This window comes from Acuticoccus kandeliae (assembly GCF_003073115.1).
Genome location: NZ_QBBV01000001.1, coordinates 247,985 through 271,703, shown reverse-complemented (window position 1 = coordinate 271,703; position 23,719 = coordinate 247,985). Strand labels below are relative to the sequence as shown.

Sequence of the window (23,719 nt, the reverse complement as noted above, 5' to 3'; positions counted from 1 at the left end):
GGTGCTTCAGCGCGAGACGCCGGCCCAGGCCGCGAGTGCCTCGCGTTCCTCCTCGGTCATCTCGGTGATGTTGCCGAGCGGCATCGCCGCCGTCATCACCGCCTGGGCGACGATCTGGTCGGCCCGGCGGCGCATCGCGTCCGGAGTGTCGAGCACGACGCCCGCCGGCGGGGCGGCGAAGGCCGCGAAAGTCGGCTGCGCGGCGTGGCAGGTGACGCAGCGCCGCTCGACGATCTGGAACGCCGTCTCTTCCAGCACGCTGTTCAGCGCGCCGCCATCCGACGGTGCCGTCGCGTTCGCGCGCATCACCGGCGTCGCCTCGCGGCCCGAGCCGGCGAACATCGTCATCCCGACCGCGAGCGCGATCGCGACCGGCCACTGCCAGGCGATCGCGACGCCGCCGGCCCCCGTCTCGTAGGTGTTGAACCAGTGGCGCACGATGGCGCCGAGGAAGAGGGCGAAGGCCACGATCACCCACGCCTGCGGATGGCCGAAGGTCGCCGGATAGTGGTTCGACAGCATGAGGAAGATGACCGGGAGGGTCAGGTAGTTGTTGTGCGTCGAGCGCAGCTTGGCGATCTCGCCATATTTCGGGTCCGGCTTTCGGCCCGCCTTCAGGTCCGCGACCACCACGCGCTGGTTCGGGATGATGACGAAGAAGACGTTCCCCGTCATCGCCGTCGCGATCATCGCGCCGGTCTGGAGGAAGGCGGCGCGGCCGGAGAAGATCGTCCCGTAAAAATAGGCCGTCGCGGTGATGAGGGCGAAGAGGATGCCGAAGAGCACCGCGGGCCGCGCCGCGAGCGGGGAGCGGCACAGGATGTCGTAGACGAGCCAGCCGCCGACGATGCCGCCCGCCGACCACACCACCGCCTGCCACACCGTGAGGTCGACCTTCGACGGGTCGATCAGGAAGAGGCGCGCGTTCATCCAGTAGACGACGGTGAGGAGGGCGAGGCCGGAGAGCCAGGTCGAGTAGCTCTCCCATTTGAACCAGTGCAGCTCGTCCGGCATCTCGGCCGGGGCGACCATGTATTTCTGGGTGTGGTAGAAGCCGCCTCCGTGGACGGTCCAGTTCTCGCCCTTGACGCCCGCCGGCATCGTCTCGCGCCGCTTCAGCGAGGCGTCGAGCCACATGAAATAGAACGACGAGCCGATCCAGGAGATGGCGGCGACGACGTGCGCCCAGCGAACGAAGAGGGCGAGAAAATCATGCGCGTTGCCCATCGTCTCCTCCGCGGCCTCCCTTGTCGTTGCGCCTATCCTCTATGCAAGTCTCTCGCCCCGCGGGGAAGCGGAATCCCGTTTCGCCACGTCGTCGTGGATCGCGAGCGTCCGCGTCAATCGAACCATTTCCCGTCGGCGGCCGGTCGGTTCTAGTCTTATCGGGGCTGTCGTGGCTGACGGCACGGCGGTTGAATGCAAAGCTGCGGGCGGGCCATGGACGGTCCTGGCCCGGCCGAGGAGGATGTGCGTGACACGCGACGATTTCGTTGCCCGCTACGGGGCGATCTACGAACACAGTCACTGGGTCGCCGAGCGCGCCTGGGACGGCGGGATCGATCCGGGCGGCGATGTCGCCGCCACGCTGCGCCGCGTCGTGGAGCGGGCCGGGCACGAGGCGCAACTGGCACTCCTGCGCGCCCACCCGGACCTTGCGAACCGGCTCGGCCGCTCCGCCCTCACCGACCACTCCGCGAACGAGCAGGCGGGCGCCGGCCTCGACCAGTGCAGCGACGAAGAGTTCGCCGAATTCCAGTCCCTCAACACCCGCTATGTCGAGACCTTCGGCTTCCCCTTCATCATCGCGGTGAAGGGGCTCGATCGGGAGAAGATCCTTGCGGCCTTCCGCGCCCGTGTCGAGGGCACGCCCGAGACCGAGTTCCGTCGCGCGCTCGACGAGGTGCACAAGATCGCGCGGCTGCGCCTCGCCCCGGTCCAGCCCGCCCCGCCGCCGCGCGAGGCGATTTCGTATGACGACCTCCACGCCCTCGTGAAGGCGGCGCTCATCCACCAGGGGGCCGATGATCTGAACGCCGACGCCGTCGCCGACACGGTGTGCGCGGCAGAACGCGACGGGGCCGAATCGCACGGCGCCTTCCGCGTGCCGGGCTACGTGAAGGCGCTGAACAGCGGCCTCACCAACGGCCACGCCCGCCCGCGCATCGTCGACGGGCCGCCCGCCGCGGTGATCGTCGACGCCGATCATGGCGTGACGCCGACGGCCTACACGATCGGCCTCCCGGCACTCGCGGAGCGTGCGGGCACGATGGGCGCGGCGGTGCTCGCGGTGCGCAACACGCAGCATTTCGCGGCGCTGTGGCACGAGGTCGAGTGGCTCGCCGAGCGGGGCTTCGCCGCCCTCGCCTGCACGGCGAACTTCCCCTATCTCGCCCCCGCCGGCGCGGTGCGGCCGATCTTCGGCACCAACCCGCTCGCCTTCGCCTACCCCCGCGAAGGCGCGCCGCTCGTCTTCGACATGGCGACCTCGGCGATGGCGCGCGGCGACATCCAGATCGCGGCGCGCGACGGGCGCAGCGTCCCCCTCGGCGTCGGCATCGACGCGGAAGGGCGGCCGACGACCGATCCGAACGCGATCCTCGCCGGCGGCTCGCAGCTTCCCTTCGGCGGCCACAAGGGCTCGGCGATCGCGCTGATGGTGGAGCTCCTCGCGGGCGGCATCGTCGGCGACCTCTTCAGCGACCTCGCGGCCGAGCAGGCGGACGGGAGCGGCGTGCCGCCGGGCGGCGTCTTCGTCCTCGCCCTCAGCCCGGACCTCATCGGCGGCCCCGGCACGCGGGCGCGCGCGGAAGCCTTCATCGACCGCCTCGCCGCGATCCCCGGCATCCGCGTCCCCGGCGACCGGCGGCACGCGAACCGCGCCCGCGGCGGGCCGATGTTGGTGCAGTCCGCCCTCCTCGCGACGATGCGCTCGCTCGCCGGCCTCGAAACGGCCTGACCCGGCGGCGCAGACAAAAGAAGGATGCGCCGCGCAGTTTTACGCAGTCGGCAAAGCGGTGCGAAATTTATTGCACGTGCGTTGAAGTTATTCCGAGTTGAACGGCGGTGTGCGCCGTTGAACCGCATGACATTCGCGTCATGACTTTAAATTGTCGGGGCGGATGGGGGCCGAACGATGCTACGCTGCGGCCGGGCAGCGCCCCATTCACCCGCGGCGCAAGGCTGCGGACCATCGGAGGACAATGAAATGGAAAAGAAACTCTCGCGCCGCAGCGCCATGATCGGGACCGCCGCCACCATCGGCGCCGTCGCCGTCGCCACCGAAGCGAGCGCCAAGCAGGGCCACATGGAGGCCGCGCTCGACCACCTGCAGAAGGCGAGCGACCAGCTTCGCGCCGCGACGCCGAACAAGGGCGGTCACCGCACGAAGGCGATCACCCTCATCAACGAGGCGATGGCCGAAGTGAAGGCCGGCATCCGCTTCGCCGCCTCCTGAACCGCGCGCGCCCATCCGGCGCACCGCTCCATTTTTGGCACCGGCCTGCTTCACGCGAAGCAGGCCGGTTTCGTTCAAGGGGTCGCAATCAGTCGCGGCCGCCCCAGCGCGCGGGGTAGTTCGGCATCTCCTCGCAGCCGCACATGGCGTAGTGCAGCGGCGGCATGCTCTCGTTGATGTAGTCGTCCAGGTTTTCCGCGGTGATGGCCGGTTGCGGCAGCACCCATTCCGGCCCCGGCACCTCCTCGCCCTTCAGCACCGACATCGCCGCGATGATCGGCGTGCGCCACTGGAAGGTCGGGTAGGTCGGCGCGATGGCCGTCATGCCGAGATCGCGCCACTTCTGGAGGAAGTCCTGCTGGTCTTCCCCATTGAAGGGCGGCACCTCGAGGCCGTTGTCCTCGAACGCCTCGATGGCGGCGACGGCGGTGGCGCCGGCGTCCATCCACACGGCGTCGATCTGGCCGCGCTGGAGATAGTCCTCCACGATCGACTTGGTCTTCGCGTTGTCACCGTCGGTGAACTCGGCGCCGGCGATGTTGATGCCCGCCTCGTCGAAGATTCGTTTGCCGGCTGAATATCGCGTCTCAAGCACGTCGACGCCCGGCAGGATGCGCAGCATCAGGACGTTCGCGCCCTGCTCCACATTGTCGGCGATGAACTCGGCCGCCTCGATGCCGAAGGCGTAGCCGCCGATCGGGTGGATGAAGGTGACCGGGCAGTCCGTGTTGACGCCGCGGTCGAACACGATGACCGGGAGCTGCTGGCACGCCCGCTCGACCGCCGGGGTCAGCGCCGCGGTGGTGTTCGGCGAGACGATGAGCACGTCGCAATCGCCGCCCGCGAGGAGATCCTCGATATCGGCGATCTGCTTGTCGTCCGAGCCCTCGGCGTCGACATGGACGAAGTTGCCGATCTCCTCATGCAGTTCGACCTCGGCCTGCATGTTCGTGTAGCCGACCACGCGCCACGGGTTGTTCACGCCGGCATTGGAGAAGCAGACGGTGTAGGGCCCGTCCTTCTTGTGGGCGCTGGTATCGACCATCGCGTCGCCGAGATATTGCAGCCACGGCTGCCCTTCGGGGCCGTTCGGCGTCATCTCGAGCTGCTGACGCTGCTTGTTGAACTCGTCCGGATCGTCGAAATTCTGGGCCTGGGCATTGGCTGCCACGAACGCCATGGCAAGCACGCCGAGCCCGACCGTCACGCGTTTGAACACGCTGTATCCTCCCTGTTTTTATTGTTTCTATCGATAGCATTCGGCGCAGGTTCGGGCCACCCCAGGTGGCAGGAATGCGCCGCTACACCGCAGCTTCCGGGCCGCGCGAGCCTTGCCGTCCGGCAATGCGCGGCCACGCCGGGCTAGCCCCCGGTGCGGCGTCGCCGCACCATGGCGAGCGCCACCGCGATGATCAGGATCAGCCCCTGCACGACGTCCCGCACCGGCTTCGGCAGGCCGAGAAAGTTGAGGAGCGTGAAGATCGCGTTCAGCGTCAGCGCCCCGGCCATCGCCGCCGGCACCGAGCCGCGCCCGCCGAGAAGCTGCGCCCCGCCGATCACCGCGGCGGTGATCGCCTGGAGCTCGTAGCCGACGCCCACATCGGTCGACACGCCCGCGAACCCGCCGAGCAGGATCCCCGCGATCACCGCCGTGAGCGAGGAGATGACGAAGGCCGAGACCCGCACCCGCGCGACCGGGATGCCCGCGAGGAAGGCCGCGCGCGGGTTGTCGCCCACCGCGTGGAGGAGCTTGCCGAAGGCCGTCCGGTGCATCAGCAGCGTGAGGAGGATGCCGACAACGACCATCACGATCAGCGCCACCGGGATCATGCTCACGAGCGGGACGCCGAGAATGTTGGTCCGGCCGAAGACGCGGAACGTGTCGGGCAGGTAGCCCCGTGGCGCACCGCCCGACCACAGGAAGGCGAGACCGTTCAGCGTGATCATCATCCCGAGTGTCGCGATCAGCGATGGAACCTTGAGGATCGAGACCACGAGCCCGTTGACGACCCCCACCGCGACCCCGATCCCGAGCATCAGCGGGATCACCCAGTAGGTCGCGGCCGGGTCGTTGTTCGTCAGCATCGAGGAGCCGACGACCGTCAGCGTGATCAGCGAGCCGACCGAGAGGTCGAACCCGCCCGAGACGATGACATAGACCTGCCCCGCCGCGAGGATCGCGAGCGGCGCCGCCCGCTTCAGGAAGTTCATGTAGCCGATCGGGGTCAGGAAGTTCGCGTTCTCGAGCGCGATCGCCGTGATGAGGGCGACGAGGATGAACCAGACCGGGTTGATCGCCGGCAGACGCCAGCGCCGCTCGGCTTTCTCGCCGCCGCGCTCCACCGAGCTCATGCGACGAGCCGCTTCGAGCGGGCCGCGTAGAGCGCGACCGCCGCCACGATGATGATGCCGCGGATCACCTGCTTGGCGAACGCGTCGACCCCGGCGACGTTGAAGACCGAATCGATCAGCGAGAAGATCATCACCCCCGCGAGCGTGCCGAGGACGCCGCCCCGCCCGCCCGCGAGGATCGTCCCGCCGATGACGACGACGGCGATGGATTCGAGGTCGTACACCCCGTCCCGGCCGATCCAGGGCGCGCCCGAGCCGAGGCGCGCGGCGAGATAGAGCCCCGCCAGCGCCGCCGCGAGGCTGCACAGGACGTGGCTCGCGATGATGACATTGTCGGTCTTGATGCCCGCGAAGCGCGCTGCGTCGCGGTTGCCGCCGACGGCGTAGATGTTGGAGCCGAGCCTGGTGCGGCGCAGGACGAACCAGGCCCCCGCCGAGAGGGCGAGGAGGAAGAGGAGCCCCACCGGGATGCCGAGGATCTCTCCATAAGCGAAGAGCTTCCATGCATCCGGTACTGAGCCGGCGAAATTGTTGAAATTGGCCGACAGCGCCCCCTGCAGAAGGAGCGCCATGCCGAGCGTCGCGATCAGCGGATTGACCGCGAGCTTGGTGATGACGAGCCCGTTGACGAGGCCGACGAGCGCGCCGACCGCAAGCACCGCCGCGACGGCCGGGACGATCATCGCCCCCTCCCCCTTCATGATGAAGGAGGCGAGGACGGCGGCGACCGAGATGAGGTTCGCGACCGACAGATCGATCGACCCGACGAGGATCGCGAAGGTCTGCCCGACCGCGGTGATGCCGAGCGCGATCGAGCGGTTGAGGATCGAGATCAGATTGTCGGTCGTGAGATATTGGGTCTGGCCGGTGCCGAAGACGACGGCGAGATAGGCCGCCGCCGCGATCGCGAGGATAATCGCCGGCGCGTAGCGCTCGAACACGCGCTGGCGGGTGCGGCGCGCGCCGTTCGCGGCCGCGGCGTCGACCGCGCTCATGCGGCCACCCGGTGCGCTTCGCCGGTCGCGTCGTGCATGATCTCCGCCTCCGTCGTGCCGCGCGGCCGCTCCGAGACGATGCGCCCCGCCTGCATCACGAGGATGCGGTCGGCGACGCCGAGCACTTCGGGCAGGTCCGACGAGACCATCATGATCGCGGCCCCGGCGCGGGCGAGCTCGCGCATCGCGCGGTAGATCCCGGCCTTGGCGTTCACGTCGACCCCGCGCGTCGGCTCCACGAAGAGGAGGACGCGCGGCTTCAGCGCGAGCCAGCGCGCGAGGATCGCCTTCTGCTGGTTGCCGCCCGAGAGGGTCGCGATCGCCTGGGCGAACGAGCCCGCCCGCACGTCCACCGACTTCAGGAGCGCATCGAAATCGCGCCGCGTGCCGAAGGGGGTGAGGCCGACGCGCGCGAGGAACCCGCCGCGCGCGCGGGCCGCCGCCAGCGCGTTGTCGCGGACCGACTGCATGAGGAAGAGCCCCTCCGCCTTGCGGTCGCCGGGGAGCATCACGACGCCCGCTCCGATCGCCTCGCGTGGGTTGCGGAAAGCGACGCGCGCACCGTCGAGCGTGACCGTCCCCGTCGTGAACGGCTCGACGCCGAAGAGGGCGGCCGCGAGCGGGGTGCGCCCGGCCCCCTGCACGCCCGCGAGGCCGACGATCTCGCCCCGCCGCAGCGTGAGGTCGATGTCCTTCAGCTTGGCGTTGCCGCCGCCGGCGACGGTGAGGAGCGGCGCGCCGATCTCCTCCGGCGTCGCGGGGGGCGGGTAGAAGTCGCCGATATCGCGGCCCACCATCGCCGCGACGATGGCGTTGGTCTCCGGCACGCTGTCGAAGCGGGCGGTGACTTCCCCGTCCTTCAGGACGGTCACGCGGTCGGCGAGGCGCGTCACCTCGCGCATCCGGTGGGTGATGTAGACGAGGGCGAGGCCCTTGCCGCGCAGATCCTCGACGATGCGGAAGAGCATCTCGCACTCCGCCTCGTCGAGCGCGGCCGTCGGTTCGTCGAGCACCAGCACCTTCGCCTCCACCGAGACCGCCTTCGCGATCTCGACGAGCTGCTGCTCGGCGACGCTGAGGTCGCCGACGCGCTGGGACGGGGCGATGCGATAGTCGCCGCGGAAGCCGGCGAAGATCGCGGCCGTCGCCCGCTCCATCGTGGCGTTGTCGATGATGCCGCGGTGGGCGGGCTCACGCCCGAGGAAGACGTTCTGCGCGACCGTCCGGTCCGGCAGGAGCGAGAATTCCTGGTGGATGACCGAGACGCCCGCCGCGATCGCCTCGACCGGGTGGCGGAAGCGCACCGTCTCTCCGCCGAGGATGATGCGGCCCGCATCGGGCTGGTAGACGCCCGACAGGATCTTCATCAGCGTCGACTTGCCGGCCCCGTTCTCGCCGACGAGGGCGTGGACCTCGCCCGCCTCGCAGGCGAAGGAGACGTCCGACAGCGCCCGAACGCCGGGGAAGGACTTGCCGATCCCCTCCATCGCGAAGACGCTCATGCGCATGCCCAGGATTCGCGCACGAAGTCGTGCGCCTCGGTGAAAAGGGTGTCGGTGTCCGGATAGAGGGGCCGCCACACGCGCGTCGCCGCCGCGAGCTCGGGCAGCGTCGCCCCGAACGCCTCCACGACGATCGTCCCGTCCCAGCCCTCCCCCTTCAGCGCGGCGAAATGGGCGGCGAAGTCGATGTGGCCGCGGCCCGGAATGCCGCGGTCATTCTCCGAGACGTGGACGATGCCGGCGTATGGGGCGTAGTGCGCCATCGCGGCCGGCGGGTCGCGCTCCTCGATGTTCATGTGGAAGGTGTCGGGCATCAGCCGGAAGGCGGGGTGGGCGACGGCCTCGGCGTAGGCAACCGAATCGGCGGCGGTGTTCAGAAAGGCGCACTCGAACCGGTTCAGCGGCTCGAGGCTGAGGATCATCCCGTCGGGCAGGCTCTCGGCCATCGCGCGGTGCGCCGCGACGCCCCGCTCCCGGTCCTCCGCCGAGGGGGGCGCGCGGTCGAACACGCCGAAGGCAGCGTGGAAGGGGCCGCCGATGCTCTCCGCGCCGAGCGCGGTGGCGCATGCAACGATCCAATCGAGGTGGGCGATCCCGGCCGCCCGCACGGCCGGATCGGGTCGGGTCGGGTCGGCCTCGGGCGAGGGGATGATGGCGGTGCAGGAGCGCGCGAGGCCGATTGCGTCGAGCGTCGCGCCGAGCGTGCGATAGTGGGCGGGGTCGCCCTCGAACATCGGAATCTCCACGAGATCGTAGCCCGCATCCTTCACCTGGAGCAGGAGATCACGGTCCGCTTCGCCGAGATGGCTCTTGGCGCACAACAGGTTGATTCCGAGCCGCATACCCCTCACCGCGCATCGACGCATCCAGAATGAGCGACGTCTGCCCACGGATCAAGCATCGTATCGCGGCAAGATTTCAAGCCTCCCGCGCGCAATGTCCACGTGCGCCGCCGGAAGTTGCGCTGCCTGTTCAAGAGTTGTGCTGGGGCGCATACTCGGGGCGGAGGAAGCGTCGCCAAGGAGACAACAATGCTCGCTATCACCGGCGCGAAGGTGTTCGACGGACGCAAGGAAGCGGCCGCGAAGACCGACGTCATCGTCGAAGGCAATCGCATCAAGGCTGTGGGCGAAGGCCTCGCCCAGCCCGGCATGGCCACCATCGACGGCAGTGGACTGACCCTGATGCCCGGCATGGTGGAGGGGCACTGCCACCCCTCCTTTGTCGGCATCGACGAGAATGCCGATCTCGGCCGCATCGGGCCCGAGGAGCACATGCTGCGCACCGCGCGCAACCTGAAGCTCCTCCTCCAGTGCGGCTTCACCTCGATCTTCGAGGCCGCCTCGGCGAAACCCATGCTCGGCGTGACCGCGCGGGACGCGATCAATAGCGGCCTCATCATCGGCCCGCGCATGCGCGCCGGGAGCCCCGAAATCACCACCACCGCCGGCCTCGGCGACGAGCGCAAGCGGCACATCTACGAGGAGAGCTTCGGCCTCGTCGCGGACGGTGCGGACGAGATGCGGCGCGTCGCGCGCGAGTGCGTGCGGGACGGCGTCGACGTCATGAAGATCAACATCTCGGGCGACGAGTTCGTCTCGCACGCCCGCGCCGAGATCACCCCGCTGGAGGATGACGAGCTTGCCGCCTTCGTGCGCGTCGCCCGCGCCTTCCACAAGACGACCGCCTGCCACGCCCGCTCCTCCGAGAGCGTGAAGATGGCCGTGCGCCACGGGCTCGACTGCATCTACCATTGCGACTTCGCGGACGAGGAAGCGCTCGACATGCTGGAGAGCGTGAAGGACCGCGTCTTCGTCGGCCCCGCCTTCGGCCTCGTCCACAATGTCGTGTTCGAGGGCGAGCGCGTCGGCATGACCGAGGACGTGGTGAAGTCGATGGGCTTCCTGCGCAAGTTCGAGAAGACGTGCGCGACGCTGACCGAGATCCGCAAGCGCGGGCTGCGCGTCGTCGTCGGCGGCGACTACGGCTTCAACATCACCCCGATGGGCACGAACGCGCGCGACATCGCCCACTTCGTCAAATATTTCGGCTACTCGCCGATCGAGGCGCTGGAGTGCGCGACGCGCATCGGGGGTGAGCTGATGGGGCTCGAGGTGGGCGAGATCCGGCCCGGCTACTATGCCGACCTCCTCCTCGTGCGCGGCAACGTGCTCAGCGACGTGTCGTTGCTGCAGGACCGAGACAATCTTGCAATGATCATGAAAGATGGCGTGATCTACAAAAACCAACTCGCCAATCTCAACTTCGACGCCGGATTGATCGCTGCCGAATGACCCATCCCGAGACCGAGGCGTTCTGGAACTCGCAGCTCCAGAACGCGAGTATCATTCCCGACTTCGACCAGTGGGAGAAGCGCTATCGCGATCTCTCTGCCGATGCGCGCTTCACCCTGAACCCGCCGGTGCGCATCAGCACCGGCACCGACCCGATGCAGGCCGTGTGGCGGTTCGACACCGGCCCGCGCAGCAATGCGCTGGTCTTCATCCATGGCGGCTACTGGCGCCGCTTCTGCGCGGCCGATTTCGACTTCGTGACCGACACCGCGAAGGCCGCCCACGCGACCTTCTACAATGTCGACTATCGCCTCATGCCGGGCGTGCGGATGGCGGACGTCGTCGCCGACGCGCTCGCAGCGTGCGAGATCGCGACGCGCGAGGCCGAGCATGTGGTGATCGCCGGGCATTCGGCGGGCGCCCACCTCGCCGTCGAGTGCGCGCTGCGGCTTTCGCGTCCACCGGCCGCCGTCATCGGCCTCAGCGGGATCTACGACCTCGACCCGCTGCGCTACTCCTTCATCCAGCGCGACATCGGGCTGACCGAGGACGAGGTGCGCGACTTCTCGCCCATCACGCGCGCGGCCGAGATCCCCTGCCCCGTCCACCTCGCGGCGGGCGCGGAGGAGATGGTGGAGTTCCGCCGGCAGAGCGCCCGCCTCTTCGAGGCGATCCGCGCGGCGGGGGGCAAAGCGTCGATGCGGTTCGTCGAGTTCCGCAACCATGTCAGCATCGTCACCGACCTCGCGGTGAAGGAGAGCGGCTGGTCGATTCTCGCCGCCGACGCGTTCGACGGGTTCCGCGCGCCTCTCATCTAGAGAGGCTGACGCGGTCGGACGGGCGGCGATAATCGTCGAGCAGGTGGAACTGGGCGGTGACCGCCCGGTCGATCGAGCGCAGCCGGTCGAGCACCGCCGCGAAGGCGATGAGCAGGATGCCGGAGATGAAAAGGCTCGTGCCGCCAGCGACGTAGGGGACGACGAAGAACACCGGCCCTTTCGACGCGATCACGAACGAGACGACGCTCAGCAACACCATCAAAAACCCGATGATCTTCAGCACCAGCGACATGGGACAGCCTCCTCATCCATGCCGCCCGACGGTACAACGGCCTTCGCGCCGACACAATCCTTGATTGCATAGGCGGAGCCGCGCACACGGGAGGTGGACGCGTCAGCTGTCGAAGAGGGTCGGCGGCGTGTTGTTCTGCGGCGCGGCGAGGCCGAGATGGCCCCAGGCGCGGGCCGTGAGGAGGCGTCCGCGCGGCGTGCGCTGGAGATAGCCCTGCTGGAGGAGGTAGGGCTCCACGATGTCCTCGATCGCGTCGCGCGGCTCGGAGAGGGCGGCCGCCAGCGTCTCGATGCCGACCGGGCCGCCGCCATAATGCTCCGCCATCAGGCCGAGATAGCGCCGGTCGAGCGTATCGAGCCCGGCGGCGTCCACGTCGAGGCGCAGGAGCGCGGTGTCGGCGACCTCGCGGTCGATCGCGTCCGCCCCGCCCACGATGGCGAAGTCGCGCACGCGGCGCAGGAGGCGGTTCGCGATGCGCGGCGTGCCGCGCGCGCGGCGGGCGATCTCGTTCGCCCCGTCATCCGTCGCCGCGATCCCCATCAGCGACGCGCCGCGGGCGATGATGCGCGACAGGTCCTCCACCGAATAGAATTCGAGGCGGAGCGGGATGCCGAAACGGTCGCGCAGCGGCGTCGTCAGGAGGCCGAGCCGCGTCGTCGCGCCGACGAGGGTGAAGCGCGCAAGGTCGATCTTCACCGAGCGCGCGGCCGGCCCCTCCCCGATGATGAGGTCGAGCTGGAAGTCCTCCATCGCCGGGTAGAGGATCTCCTCCACGTGCGGCGAGAGGCGGTGGATCTCGTCGATGAAGAGGACGTCCCGCTCCTCGAGATTGGTGAGGAGGGCGGCGAGGTCGCCGGCCTTCGCGATCACCGGCCCGGAGGTCGAGCGGAAATTGACGCCGAGCTCCTTGGCGACGATCTGGGCGAGCGTCGTCTTGCCGAGGCCCGGCGGGCCGACGAGGAGCACGTGGTCGAGCGCCTCGCCGCGCGCGCGGGCGGCCTTCACGAACACGTCGAGATTGGCGCGGGCGGCGGGCTGGCCGACGAACTCGGAGAGCCGCTGCGGCCGCAGCGCGACATCGTAATCCTCGGGCTGCTCGTCGGGGGAGAGGGCGGCGCGCTCGGTCATGGGGCGCTCCTGTCGCTCGTGTTGCGGCTCACGCGGCGAGGGCCTTCAGGCCCGCACGGATCAGTTCGGCCGCGCCCGCGTCTGGCGAATCGGCGCGGAGCTTGCTGACGATCGCGCGCGCCTGGCCCTCCTCGTAGCCGAGATTGACGAGGGCGGAAATGGCGTCGGCGAGGGTGTCGTCTCCGCCCGCCTGCACGCCGCCGACCGCGTGGATGGCGATCACTCCGGCGGGGGCCTTCGATTTCAGCTCGGTCGCGATCCGCTCCGCGACGCGCTTGCCGACGCCGGGCGCGCGGGCGATCGCGACACGGTCGCCGGTGGCGAGCGCGGCGGCGAGCTGGTCGCCCGGCAGCACCGACAGGACGCCGAGCGCGACCTTCGCCCCGACCCCCTGGACGCTCTGGAGGAGGCGGAACCAGTCGCGCTGGTGGGCGTCGCGGAAGCCGTAGAGGCGGATGAGATCCTCGCGCACGACGGTCTCGATCACCACCGTCACCGGCTCGCCGGGGGTGAGATTGCCGAGATCGCGGCTCGTCATGTGCACTTCGTAGCCGACGCCGTGGACGTCGATGATCGCGACCTCCCCCGCCTCCGCGACGATACCCGTCAGCCGTCCGATCATGCCGCATTCCTCAATCGCGCCGACCGCCTGTGGCTCGCATGGCAGATCGCGACGGCGAGCGCGTCGAACGCGTGCTCCGACCGGGCGGTGGCCTTCGGCAGGAGCATCGACACCATGTGGCGGATCTGGCGCTTGTCGGCGTGACCCGCCCCCACAACGGTCTTCTTGACGAGATTCGGGGCATACTCGGCAACCGAAATTCCGAGCATCGCCGGCGCGAGGAGCGCGATGCCGCGCGCCTGGCCGAGCTTCAGCGTGGCGACCGCGTCGCGCGAGACGAAGGTCTGCTCGACGGCGGCCTCGTCCGGGCCGATCTCGGCGAGCGTCGCGGTGAGGCCCTGATAGAGGCAGGCGAGGCGGTCGGACAGGCTGTCGGACGGGTTGGACTTCACCGTTCCCGCGCCGAGGAAGACGAGCGCCGAGCCATCCTGGCGGATCGCGCCCCACCCCGTCGCCTGCAGGCCCGGATCGATGCCAAGAATGATGACAGCCATTGTTCGCCCCGTGGAAGGGGAACAAACTATGGGCGAAGATTGAACCTTCCGTCACCACTTTCGTCGCAAAGCCACACCATTCTGTCCGCGAACCACAGTTTCGCACCGCCGCCGAGCACGCATCCGGCGACCGTCGCCCACGGATCGAGCACGATGATGCCGTAGGCGAGGACCGCGACGCCGAGCGCGGAGGCCGCGAGAAGCGCGCGCGCCGGGGCGATGTGGTGGGCCGGAATGGGCCGCGTCCCGTGGGCGAGCCACAGCCGCTCGCCCATCACCGCCCGCGCCGCCCAGCTGTCGAGGTGCCGGGGCGGCTGGAAGGCGCGGGGGTTCACGAAGGTCCAGACGAGGCAGAGGCCGACCGGGAGGAGGCACCACCACCCGATCCAGGCGCGCGAGAACAAGGCGAGAGCGAAGGCCGGCAGGAGGAGAACGCGCGTCCACACGCTCCACGGGTTCGCGTGGCGCGCCCAGGCCGCGTCGTCCATCGCCATCAGCCGTTCGGCGCGGGCCGCAAGGTCGGGCAGGCGCATGGCGTCTCCCTCCCCCCGGGCCGGCGCCGCCAGCCGGATCAGGCGGCGGCGAGCTTCTCCATCACCTCGTCGGAGATCTCGTAATTGGCGAAGACGTTCTGGACGTCGTCGTCATCCTCCAGCACGTCGATGAGCTTCATCAGCGTGCCGGCCTTGTCCTCGTCGACGGGGGTCGTGTTCTGCGGACGCCAGACGATGCTGACGGACGCCGGGTCGCCGAGCCGCTCGGTGAGGGCGGCGGAGACCTCGGCGACATCCTCGAACGCGCAGGTGATGAGATGCCCGTCCTCGTCGGACTCGACGTCCTGGGCGCCCGCCTCGATGGCGGCCTCCATGACGGTGTCCGCGTCGCCGGCGCCGGGCTTGTACTCGATCTCGCCCACACGGTCGAACATGAAGGAAACGGAACCCGTCTCGCCGAGCGCCCCGCCGTGCTTGGAGAAGGCGGCGCGGATCACGCCCGCGGTGCGGTTGCGGTTGTCCGTCAGCGCCTCGACGAGAACGGCGACGCCGCCGGGGCCGTAGCCCTCGTAGCGGACCTCGTCATAGTTCGCGTCCTCGTCGCCGGCGGCCTTCTTGATGGCGCGCTCGATATTGTCCTTCGGTACAGACTGGGCCTTCGCCGCCTGGATGGCGAGGCGCAGGCGCGGGTTCATGTCCGGGTCTGGCGTGCCCATCTTGGCCGCGACCGTGATCTCGCGCGAGAGCTTGGAGAAGAGCTTCGACCGCTTGGCGTCCTGCGCGCCCTTGCGGTGCATGATGTTCTTGAATTTGGAATGGCCGGCCATGGTCGTCCTCTGATCGCTTGGCCTATCTAGCGAGAGAGAGGCGCGAATGAAAGAAGCGGCGTTCCCGGACCCCTGAGTTAGTCCGATGGGCGCTTCAGCGTCAACGCGCCTCGTGAGCCGGCTCAGTCGCGCGGCTTGGCGGCGGGACCCGTGTCGAGCCGGCCCTCGGCGGCCTGGTGATAATATTGGCTCGCGATCAGCCAGGCCTTCAGCGGCCGCAGCGGCGCGGCGCACGCGACGATGATGAGCGGCACCGTCGTCAACAGATGCACCCAGACGGGCGGGCTGAAGGTGAGCTCGAACCAGATCGCGATGGCGACTACCGGGACACACGCGAAGCAGAGGACGAAGAAGGCCGGCCCGTCCGCCGGGTCGGCGAAATCGTAGCGCAGGCCGCACACGTCGCAGCTGTCGCGGAGCGTCAGGAAGCCCTGGAAGAGGTGTCCCTTGCCGCATCGTGGGCAGCGGCACTTGATCCCCGACACGATGGGATGGGGGAGCGTGCTGCGGTCGAAGGGCTGGTCGGACGAGATCATGGCGTTTCCTATCGGGCGGTCTTGGAGCGTGCCCAGAAACATGAGGACACACCCGGCCGGTGCGAAGCCTCATGCGCCCTCGCGCCGCGACTGGCAACCCGAAGGGCGGGCCGCGCCGCCGACCGCCGCGCGCCCGGCCGTGCGCCTATTCGTCCGAGGGCGGATCCCAGAGCGTCGGGAGCGCCGGGTCGAGGTCGCCGCCGATGCGGATCGGGGCGATCCAGTTCGCAAGGCCCGTCTTGTCGTCGGTGTCGACGGCGACGCCGCACACGGTCGCGGGGCCGCCCGCCGGGCCGATCCGCTGGCCGGGGACGCGCTCGACCATGCGCCGCATCGGCTCGTCCTTCTCCATGCCGATGACCGAATCGTAGGCCCCGCACATGCCGAGATCGGTGATGAAGGCGGTGCCGTTCGGCAGCACACGGTGGTCCGCCGTCGGGCAGTGGGTGTGGGTGCCGACGACCAGCGAGACGCGCCCGTCGAGGAGATGGCCGAACACCTGCTTCTCGCTCGTTGCCTCGGCGTGGACGTCGACGATCGCGGCGTCGACCTCGCTGCCGAGCCGGTGGACGTCGAGCGCGGCGTCGAGCGTGCGGACCGGATCGTCGAGCGCCTCCATGAAGGTGCGGCCCATGACGTTGGCGACGAGGACGCGCGCGCCATTGCGCGCCGTGTACATCGCCGCGCCGGCCCCCGGCGTGCCGCGCGGGTAGTTGATCGGCCGCAGCATCCGCGGCTGCCGCTCGATGAAGACGAGCGCCTCGCGCTGGTCCCAGACGTGGTTGCCGGTGGTGACGGCGTCCGCGCCGGCATCGAGCAGCGATTGGAGAATGACCTCGGAGATTCCGAACCCGCCGGCGGAGTTCTCGCCGTTCACCACCGCGAAATCGATGGAATAACGCTCGATCAAGCGCGGCAGATGGGTGGTCACCGCCTGCCGTCCGACACGGCCGACGACGTCCCCTAGAACGATGAGACGCACGCGTCCTCCCCGGTCATGAAAAGATCCTTCTCGGTCAAAATCGCCTTCAATCGTTGGTCGTGGCCTTCGATGGGAAGGCCGGGAATCTCTTGGGCGGCGTAGGCGACACCGACGGCATAGGCCGCCGGGTGCGCGGCGAGCCACCGGTCATAGTGGCCGGCGCCGTAGCCGAGCCGCCCACCCTCTCGGGTGAATGCAAGAAGCGGGACAAGCAGAAGATCGGGGGTCACTTCGGGCCCCGTCGGGTGGCTGGTGCCGAACGGCCCTTTGATGAGACCGTCGCCCGGCGCATAGGCCCGAAAATGCATCACCTTGTCCACCACCGCCGGCAGCGCGAGGCGCTTGCCGTCGGCGATGAGGGCGAGGGCGAGCGGCATCGGGTCGATCTCGTCGCGCATCGCCACGTAGGCGGCGACGATCGCGGCGTCCGGCAGCGCCGTCGCGTGACGCACGAGCGCTTCCGCCGCGCCCGGCCCCGCCGCGCGCGCGGCCGCGGCCCGGCGCGTCATCGCCTCGGCCCGCAGCGCGGCCTTCTCTTCCGATACGCTCAAACGAGCCGCCCCTCGCGCACGACGGGGACCCCGTCGAGCGCGATCGTGCAGCCTATCATGGGAAGGTCGAAATGGCCGTCCGTGAAGCGGCCGGCGAATTCGTTGGCGCCGGTGGAGAACAGGAAATTCCCCGGCACGGCGCGCAGCTCGGTTCCGTTGGTGTGCACCCTGTCCATCATCATCAGCGCGTCCCAGCGGGCGCCGGGGTTGAGACCCCACCCCACATGGGAGACGGCATAGGCCTCCGGATCGTTCCACGCCGCGAGCGTGTCGCGCATGAGGCGGGCGTCCACCCCGTCTCCCTCCACGGCGACGACACGGTCGTTCTCGATGTTGAGCCCCACGTGGCCTTCGACATAGCGCTTGTAGGTGAGGTTCATGTCGCCCGGCTGAAGGACGAGCCGGCCGGAGACCGTGCCCGCCTTCGGAAAGGACACCACGATCCCGCCCGGCCAGTGGGCGAGCGTCCCCGGCCGGTCGGTCCAGCCCCACACGCCCGCTGTCTGCGCCCCGCGCATGTCGACGCGCAGGTCCGAGCCCGCGGCGGAGTGGACACGCATCTCGCTCGCGCCGCGGCAGGCGCGCGCGGCCTCGCGCACCGCCTCCTTCAGCGCCGGGTCGGGGCGCATCCGCTCCAGCGTCTCCGGATGCTCGTTCGAGATCACCTGGATGCGCGTCCCCGCGGCGAGGATCTCGCCGGTCTCGGGCGCGTGCATCAGCCCCTCGAGGGTGAGGTCGACGACGACATCCACCGATTTCAGAAGCGCCACCACCTGCGGCTGGCCGGCGAGCACGAGGGCCGCTCCGGTCGAGCGCGGGATCATCGTGCCGAGGCGCGGCGTCGGCACCACGACGCGCACGGGCGCGACGCCCAGCCTGGACAATGCGAGCTCGGCGAGGTGCACATTCACCTCCCGCGAGGCGCTTTCGGAGAGGATGGCGACGCTCTCGGCCGGGCCGATCCGGCTCGCCTCGAAGAGCTCCGCGAAGGCATCGATCCACTTGCCTTCGATCCGATCGCTGAACATCCTCTTCCTTTCCGCCCCGTCCTGCGCTTCCCTCCAGCCAACGGAGAAGGGGATTTCGCGTGACTGTCTTACACTCCACCCTCGACGCGGACACCACCCGTGCGAACCGCACCGCGATGGACGCCCTCGTGGCCGACCTCGACGCGCACCTTGCGAGCGCGGCCGAGGGGGGCCCGCCGCGCGCCCGCGAACGGCATCTCAAGCGCGGCAAACTCCTGCCGCGCGACCGCGTCAACACCCTCCTCGATCCGGGATCGCCGTTCCTGGAGCTTTCCCCGCTCGCGGCCAACGGCCTCTATGACGACGCCATCCACGGCGCGGGGCTGATCACCGGCATCGGCCGCGTGTCGGGCCGCATCTGCATGATCGTCGCCAATGATGCGACCATCAAGGGCGGCACCTATTACCCGATGACGGTGAAGAAGCACGTCCGCGCGCAGGAGATCGCGCGCGAGAACCGCCTGCCGTGCATCTATCTCGTCGATTCGGGTGGGGCGAACCTGCCGAACCAGACCGAGGTCTTTCCCGATCGCGACCATTTCGGCCGCATCTTCTACAACCAGGCGACGATGTCGGCGGAGGGGATCGCGCAGATCGCCGTCGTGATGGGCTCGTGCACCGCGGGCGGCGCCTATGTGCCCGCGATGGCGGACGAATCCATCATCGTGCGCAAGCAAGGCACGATCTTCCTCGGGGGCCCGCCCCTCGTGAAGGCGGCGACCGGCGAGGTGGTGAGCGCGGAGGATCTCGGCGGGGCGGACGTCCACGCCCGCCTCTCCGGCGTCGCCGACCATTATGCGCTCGACGACCGGCAGGCGCTGGAGATGGCGCGGCGCGCCGTCGCCAATCTCGGCGCTCCGCAGCGGGCCGAGATCGGCCTCCTCCCCGCCGAGCCGCCCGCCGTCGACCCGGACGGGATCGAGGGGGTGATGCCGACGGATCTGCGCCAGCAGACCGACATTCGCGAGATCATCGCCCACCTCGTCGACGGCTCGCGCTTCGACGAGTTCAAGGCGCTCTACGGCACGACCCTCGTCACCGGCTTCGCGCGCCTGTCGGGCATGCCGGTAGGGATCATTGCCAACAACGGCATCCTCTTCTCCGAGAGCGCCAACAAGGGCGCGCATTTCGTGGAGCTGTGCTGCCAGCGGAAGATCCCGCTCCTGTTCCTCCAGAACATCACCGGCTTCATGGTCGGGCGCGAGCACGAGGCGAAGGGGATCGCGCGCGCCGGGGCGAAGCTCGTCACCGCCGTTGCCTGTGCCTCGGTGCCGAAGATCACGCTGATCGTCGGCGGCTCCTACGGGGCCGGCAATTACGGCATGTGCGGCCGCGCCTATTCGCCGCGCTTCCTCTTCACCTGGCCGACGGCCCGCATCTCGGTGATGGGCGGCGAGCAGGCGGCGTCCGTCCTCGCGACGGTGCGGCGCGACAATATCGAGGCGGACGGCGGCACCTGGTCGGCTGAGGACGAGGAGAGCTTCAAGGCCCCGATCCGCGACACCTATGAGCGCGAGGGGCACCCCTATTTCGCGACGGCGCGGCTCTGGGACGACGGCGTGATCCGTCCGCGCGACACGCGCCGCGTCCTCTCCCTCGCCTTCGCCGCGACACTCCAGGCGCCGATCGCGGACACGAAATTCGGCGTCTTCCGCATGTAGCGTGCCGGCACTGCCCCGGCGGGCAGCGCCGGATCTGCCTACGGATTGGGCGTCATGCATATCGAGATGGCAGATAGCGCCGCGTATCGGTTCTCCCGGCGGCGCGTTGGCCCCATGTCGGGATCAACACGGCGGACCTGTCGCCCGCCAATTTTCACGAGTTGATCATGACCTCCGCTGAACTGCCGTCCACCGGCGTCGCCCTTCGCTTCTTCTACGCGCTGATGGCCGTCTTCGCCCCGCCGCACGAGCGCGGCGCCATCCTGCGCCGGACCGACCGGCACTAAACTTTCGCAGCCCTCACTGGAGTGAGGGATGAAGCGGCGGGTCCTTCGGGTGGACCTCGCCGACGAAGTACCAGTCCTTGCGCTTCCTGAGGCCCGTCTTGTGGGCCCAGGTCGCGAATTGCTGCCACAGGATCGCCTCGCGGCCCTCCATCCCCGGCAGCGGCCAGACCCAGTTCTTCACGAACGGGTAGAACGGGTTCGGCCGGCTCGTCGCCCACAGCTCGACCCGCGCGGACTTGCGCAGCGCACGGGTGCGGCGGTGAAGGCCGAACGTGTCGCCCGCGACCATCGTGCCCGCGGGCACAGTGAATTTGTGCGGCTCGGGCAGGCGCAGATGATGCAGCTCCTTGTCCGACACGCGGAAGGAGCCGCCGCGCGCCCCGCCCTGCGAGGCGACGATCGAGCGCCTCTTGTGCCAGGCGAGGCGGCGCGGATCGAGCTTGTGCGAGCCGAACACGTAGGCGAACGGGCCCATCTCCTCGTCCACATCGTCGAACCAGAGCCACGCCTTCACCGTCGGGTGGAAGGTGTCCATGTGGAGATCGTTCTGCGGGTCGGGCGACCCGTCCGGCTCGACGACATGGGTGAAGATCGTCTGGATGTAGAGCTGCGGCGCGACGTCGAACGAGCCGGCATAGCGGATCGGCCCCTGATAGGCGGGCGAGGCGATCAGGCGCGCGAGCGTCGGCGCGGCCTTCAGCACCTCAGGCGTCACCGCGATGCGGCGGGTGACGGCATCGCCCTCGCGCATCTCATAGGCGGGCGCCTTCAGCGCCATCACCTCGTCGCGCATCGTCTGGAATTCCTCGGGCGACAGAGGCGACTTCACGATCGCCCCGTTCGCCGCGAACTCCGCCCGCTCCGATGCCGGGACGAGCCGCTCGAGCTTGCGGCGTCGCCGGTCGGCGAGGCGGTGCGAGGCCGCGACGCGCCAGGCATAGAGGCCGCGGCGGTTCAGCTTTTCGCTGGCGAGGAGCGGGTTGGTGAAGGCCTTCGTCGCCGTGAAGATCTCGAAAGGCCACAACGGGGCCGCGAGCCAGTTCGCCATACGCATCCTCCACCCATCGAAGGGCGCCGGATTTACGGACGAAGCGGCGCCCCCACTTTGCGCTCGGCGCGCTGTAGGCCGAGCTTTCGCTCACGCAATATCACAAAGATGCCCGACGCGATGACGATCGCGCCGCCAAGGAGAACATACACCGTCGGAATCTCGCCGAACACGAAATAGCCGATCAGCACAACCCAGATCATCGAGGTGTACTCGAACGGGGCGATGAGCGAGGCCTCCGCGTGCTGGAAGGCCTGCGTCACGAAAAGCTGGCCGATGCCGCCGAGCACCCCGATCGCGACGAGGATGAAGAGGTCCGTCCAGGTCGGCAGCACCCAGGTCGGCGCGGTGAGCGCGGTCACCGCCGTGCCGGCGATGAGGAAATAGAGGACGATCGTGCTCGTCGATTCCTTGCGCGCGAGCTGGCGCACGAAGACCGACGTCATCGCCATGAACCCGGCCGAGGCGAGCGCGAGCATCGCCCCCACCGCCGCGACGTCCTCGTCGAAATTAAAGCCTGACGCGAATTGCGGGATCAGGATGATGAACACGCCGACGAAGCCGACACCCACCGCCGACCAGCGATAGATGCGCACCGTCTCGCCGAGCACCGTTGCCGCGAGCACGACCATCATCAGCGGTGCGGCGTAGACGATGGCGGTGGCTTCCGGAAAGGAAAGCCGCTGGAGCGCAGCAAACCATAGCCCCATCGCGAACATTCCCGAGATGGCGCGGCGGACGTGACCGAAGATATTGTCGGTCTTCAAAGCATCATGAAGATGTCCGGTGTAGGCGATGAAGGCCAAGACCGGGATAAGACCGAAGAGATTGCGCGCGAACAGAAGTTGCCCAACCGGATAACGGTCGCCCGCGATCTTCACCAAGGTCAACATCAGCGTGAAGAGGAAGGCTGATGCCACCTTCCACATGATGCCCGTGGCAGCGTCACTGCGGACAGGTGAGGCAGGAATGGTAACCATTATGAAAACAATCGTTCGCGGGATAGGCTAGGCGACGCGGCAGGTCTCGAGGCGTCGGACCTCAAGCACTGATATACTTCAATCTGGGCGAAGGTGTGTGATCTCCCCGGATCACATCTGATTTTTCTTTTTATCAGGTTAGGGGAAGGATGCGCGACGGCGCAATCCCCTTTGCACGCCCCGCCCGGCGCATCCGCGAAATTGGTCGGGGGGTGAGCTGGAACAAAAAAGCGCACCGGACGGGTCCGGTGCGCTTCGTGTCGGATGCCGCGGGGGCGGCGATCAGAATTGCTGCTGAACCTGGCGGTCGAGGTCGGTCACCATCTCGGAGACGCCATACTCCTCCGACAGCGTTTCCACTTCGCGCATCAGCTTGGCGAGCGGGCCGTCCTGCGGGACGAAGGCGTCGGCCGGCATGGCCTTCAGCTTCGTGAGGAACTCCTCGAAGTCGCCCTGCGCCCACGTGTCGGCGAGCTTCTCGGGCATGTTCGCGAAGAGCAGCGCCTTGGAGCACATCGCCTGCACGGTCTTCGTCTCGCCGAGACCGAACCAGGAGAGCTCATAGGGCGCCTTGCGGTTCAGGTAGAAGTCGTTCGACCCCTTGGCGACGGCCGGCGACAGGATGCCCATGATCGTCATGTCCGCGTCGGCGGCGGCGTTGACCATGCCGGCGGTCGGGTTCGGATAGGCGTAGAAGACGCCGAGCGCGCCGCGCGTGCTGCGGATCGCGTCGAAGATCGCCTGCTGGCCGCTCGCATATTTGAAGTTCGGCGACTTGCCCTGGAGCGTCGGCTCGGCCGCGAAGACCTTGCGGATGAACGCCTCGGAGCCCGAGCCTTCAGGCACGACGAAGGTCACACGGTCGGCGTTCGACATCACGGAGCGCCAGTTCGGCAGACGCGGCTCGGTGGTGAAGGCCATCGCGCATTCGCCCGGCAGGTCGTTGCGCACGATCTGGACATTGCCCGCCGTCACCGGCCCGTATTCGAGGCCGCCCTGGCCGATGCCGAAACAGATATTCTCCGTCTCCTTGCCGCAGGCCTCCGCGTTGGCGACGGCGCCGCCCGAGGGGATGCGCTTCACCTCATAGCCGAAGGGCTTGGCGAGGGTGCGAAGCTGCTCCTCGACGGCCAGGCCCATGCCGTTGTGGTAGGTGGAGCCTTCACCGGTCGGTGCGCCACCGGTGTAGATGACAATCTCCGTCGCCTGTGCTGCGGTTACGGCCGTGGCGAAGACGGCGGCAATGGCCAGTGTTTTCTTCATAGTCGTATTCCTCTCGGCAGCGCATCTGCATGGCAGACATAAGCATGGTGCAACGCTTTAAAAGCCCGGACGCGAGGCCCCAGGAGATCCAAGATGCCGCCCTCTGACCGCCAGGACCGACTCGCCGCCGCGCTGCGGGAGAACCTC

At 68.7% G+C, this 23,719-nt stretch carries 24 protein-coding genes; 5 read left to right on the top strand and 19 right to left on the bottom strand.

The window, feature by feature from the left end:
* Positions 1-6: 6 nt before the first annotated feature.
* Positions 7-1,227 (bottom strand): urate hydroxylase PuuD, encoded by a 1,221-nt coding sequence (locus DBV35_RS01225; protein WP_108660486.1) that lies wholly within the window; start codon positions 1,225-1,227, stop codon positions 7-9.
* A 247-nt stretch (positions 1,228-1,474) separates the two neighbouring features.
* Between DBV35_RS01225 and uraD the strand changes: the two genes are divergently transcribed.
* Positions 1,475-2,959 carry a 2-oxo-4-hydroxy-4-carboxy-5-ureidoimidazoline decarboxylase gene (gene uraD, locus DBV35_RS30475; protein ID WP_205648417.1) on the top strand — a complete coding sequence of 495 codons (1,485 nt, stop codon included), beginning with the start codon at positions 1,475-1,477 and terminating at the stop codon, positions 2,957-2,959.
* A gap of 249 nt (positions 2,960-3,208) precedes the next feature.
* Positions 3,209-3,457, top strand: a complete 249-nt coding sequence (locus DBV35_RS01215) for a hypothetical protein (protein ID WP_205648416.1) — start codon at positions 3,209-3,211, stop codon at positions 3,455-3,457.
* 88 nt (positions 3,458-3,545) lie between these two features.
* On the opposite strand, the gene DBV35_RS01210 is transcribed toward DBV35_RS01215, so the two are convergent.
* The 5 genes from DBV35_RS01210 to DBV35_RS01190 form a co-directional block, all read right to left on the bottom strand.
* Positions 3,546-4,676, bottom strand: coding sequence for a substrate-binding domain-containing protein (locus tag DBV35_RS01210; RefSeq protein WP_245943801.1), 1,131 nt, complete (start codon positions 4,674-4,676; stop codon positions 3,546-3,548).
* Positions 4,677-4,819: 143 nt separating this feature from the next.
* On the bottom strand, positions 4,820-5,809 hold the full coding sequence (locus tag DBV35_RS01205) for an ABC transporter permease (RefSeq protein ID WP_108658438.1): 990 nt from the start codon (positions 5,807-5,809) through the stop codon (positions 4,820-4,822).
* On the bottom strand, positions 5,806-6,804 hold the full coding sequence (locus tag DBV35_RS01200) for an ABC transporter permease (RefSeq protein ID WP_108658437.1): 999 nt from the start codon (positions 6,802-6,804) through the stop codon (positions 5,806-5,808). Before DBV35_RS01200 ends, DBV35_RS01205 begins: the two co-directional genes overlap by 4 nt.
* Positions 6,801-8,306 (bottom strand): sugar ABC transporter ATP-binding protein, encoded by a 1,506-nt coding sequence (locus tag DBV35_RS01195; RefSeq protein ID WP_108660483.1) that lies wholly within the window; start codon positions 8,304-8,306, stop codon positions 6,801-6,803. Before DBV35_RS01195 ends, DBV35_RS01200 begins: the two co-directional genes overlap by 4 nt.
* Positions 8,303-9,148, bottom strand: a complete 846-nt coding sequence (locus DBV35_RS01190) for a sugar phosphate isomerase/epimerase family protein (RefSeq protein WP_108658436.1) — start codon at positions 9,146-9,148, stop codon at positions 8,303-8,305. Before DBV35_RS01190 ends, DBV35_RS01195 begins: the two co-directional genes overlap by 4 nt.
* A gap of 189 nt (positions 9,149-9,337) precedes the next feature.
* Here DBV35_RS01190 and DBV35_RS01185 point away from each other — a divergent pair, with 189 nt between their 5' ends.
* Positions 9,338-10,600, top strand: a complete 1,263-nt coding sequence (locus DBV35_RS01185) for a metal-dependent hydrolase family protein (protein WP_108658435.1) — start codon at positions 9,338-9,340, stop codon at positions 10,598-10,600.
* Complete coding sequence (locus DBV35_RS01180) at positions 10,597-11,418, top strand: alpha/beta hydrolase (RefSeq protein WP_108658434.1); 822 nt, start codon at positions 10,597-10,599, stop codon at positions 11,416-11,418. The genes DBV35_RS01185 and DBV35_RS01180 overlap by 4 nt, the downstream gene beginning before the upstream one ends.
* On the opposite strand, the gene DBV35_RS01175 is transcribed toward DBV35_RS01180, so the two are convergent.
* The 10 genes from DBV35_RS01175 to DBV35_RS01130 all read right to left on the bottom strand — a co-directional run bounded on the left by DBV35_RS01175 (position 11,411) and on the right by DBV35_RS01130 (position 18,333).
* The gene (locus DBV35_RS01175) at positions 11,411-11,671 is read right to left on the bottom strand and encodes a hypothetical protein (protein WP_108658433.1); all 261 of its coding nucleotides are present in this window, start codon (positions 11,669-11,671) and stop codon (positions 11,411-11,413) included. The two genes, DBV35_RS01180 and DBV35_RS01175, sit on opposite strands and share 8 nt — an antisense overlap.
* Before the next feature lie 102 nt (positions 11,672-11,773).
* Positions 11,774-12,799: a Holliday junction branch migration DNA helicase RuvB gene (gene ruvB, locus DBV35_RS01170; protein WP_108658432.1), complete on the bottom strand. Its 1,026-nt coding sequence runs from the start codon at positions 12,797-12,799 to the stop codon at positions 11,774-11,776.
* 28 nt (positions 12,800-12,827) lie between these two features.
* Entirely contained in the window at positions 12,828-13,421 is a 594-nt protein-coding gene (gene ruvA, locus DBV35_RS01165) for a Holliday junction branch migration protein RuvA (protein WP_108658431.1), read from the bottom strand.
* On the bottom strand, positions 13,418-13,915 hold the full coding sequence (gene ruvC, locus DBV35_RS01160) for a crossover junction endodeoxyribonuclease RuvC (RefSeq protein WP_108658430.1): 498 nt from the start codon (positions 13,913-13,915) through the stop codon (positions 13,418-13,420). The genes ruvA and ruvC overlap by 4 nt, the downstream gene beginning before the upstream one ends.
* Before the next feature lie 26 nt (positions 13,916-13,941).
* Positions 13,942-14,448 (bottom strand): DUF6653 family protein, encoded by a 507-nt coding sequence (locus tag DBV35_RS01155; RefSeq protein WP_108658429.1) that lies wholly within the window; start codon positions 14,446-14,448, stop codon positions 13,942-13,944.
* A gap of 38 nt (positions 14,449-14,486) precedes the next feature.
* Complete coding sequence (locus DBV35_RS01150; protein WP_108658428.1) at positions 14,487-15,236, bottom strand: YebC/PmpR family DNA-binding transcriptional regulator; 750 nt, start codon at positions 15,234-15,236, stop codon at positions 14,487-14,489.
* 122 nt (positions 15,237-15,358) lie between these two features.
* On the bottom strand, positions 15,359-15,772 hold the full coding sequence (locus tag DBV35_RS01145; RefSeq protein ID WP_108658427.1) for a DUF983 domain-containing protein: 414 nt from the start codon (positions 15,770-15,772) through the stop codon (positions 15,359-15,361).
* Positions 15,773-15,917: 145 nt separating this feature from the next.
* Positions 15,918-16,754, bottom strand: a complete 837-nt coding sequence (locus DBV35_RS01140) for a TIGR00282 family metallophosphoesterase (protein WP_108658426.1) — start codon at positions 16,752-16,754, stop codon at positions 15,918-15,920.
* Positions 16,736-17,305, bottom strand: coding sequence for a 5-formyltetrahydrofolate cyclo-ligase (locus DBV35_RS01135; RefSeq protein ID WP_108658425.1), 570 nt, complete (start codon positions 17,303-17,305; stop codon positions 16,736-16,738). Before DBV35_RS01135 ends, DBV35_RS01140 begins: the two co-directional genes overlap by 19 nt.
* A complete protein-coding gene (locus tag DBV35_RS01130) occupies positions 17,302-18,333 on the bottom strand; it encodes a 2,5-dihydroxypyridine 5,6-dioxygenase NicX family protein (protein WP_108658424.1) in 1,032 nt (343 codons plus the stop codon). Before DBV35_RS01130 ends, DBV35_RS01135 begins: the two co-directional genes overlap by 4 nt.
* Before the next feature lie 116 nt (positions 18,334-18,449).
* Here DBV35_RS01130 and DBV35_RS01125 point away from each other — a divergent pair, with 116 nt between their 5' ends.
* Complete coding sequence (locus DBV35_RS01125) at positions 18,450-19,994, top strand: carboxyl transferase domain-containing protein (protein ID WP_205648594.1); 1,545 nt, start codon at positions 18,450-18,452, stop codon at positions 19,992-19,994.
* A gap of 300 nt (positions 19,995-20,294) precedes the next feature.
* On the opposite strand, the gene DBV35_RS01120 is transcribed toward DBV35_RS01125, so the two are convergent.
* The 3 genes from DBV35_RS01120 to DBV35_RS01110 all read right to left on the bottom strand — a co-directional run bounded on the left by DBV35_RS01120 (position 20,295) and on the right by DBV35_RS01110 (position 23,572).
* Entirely contained in the window at positions 20,295-21,329 is a 1,035-nt protein-coding gene (locus tag DBV35_RS01120; protein WP_157961524.1) for a phytanoyl-CoA dioxygenase family protein, read from the bottom strand.
* A 32-nt stretch (positions 21,330-21,361) separates the two neighbouring features.
* Positions 21,362-22,222, bottom strand: a complete 861-nt coding sequence (locus DBV35_RS01115) for a DMT family transporter (RefSeq protein ID WP_245943912.1) — start codon at positions 22,220-22,222, stop codon at positions 21,362-21,364.
* Between the two features lie 369 nt (positions 22,223-22,591).
* Positions 22,592-23,572, bottom strand: a complete 981-nt coding sequence (locus DBV35_RS01110; RefSeq protein WP_108658420.1) for a TAXI family TRAP transporter solute-binding subunit — start codon at positions 23,570-23,572, stop codon at positions 22,592-22,594.
* Positions 23,573-23,719 lie beyond the last annotated feature (147 nt).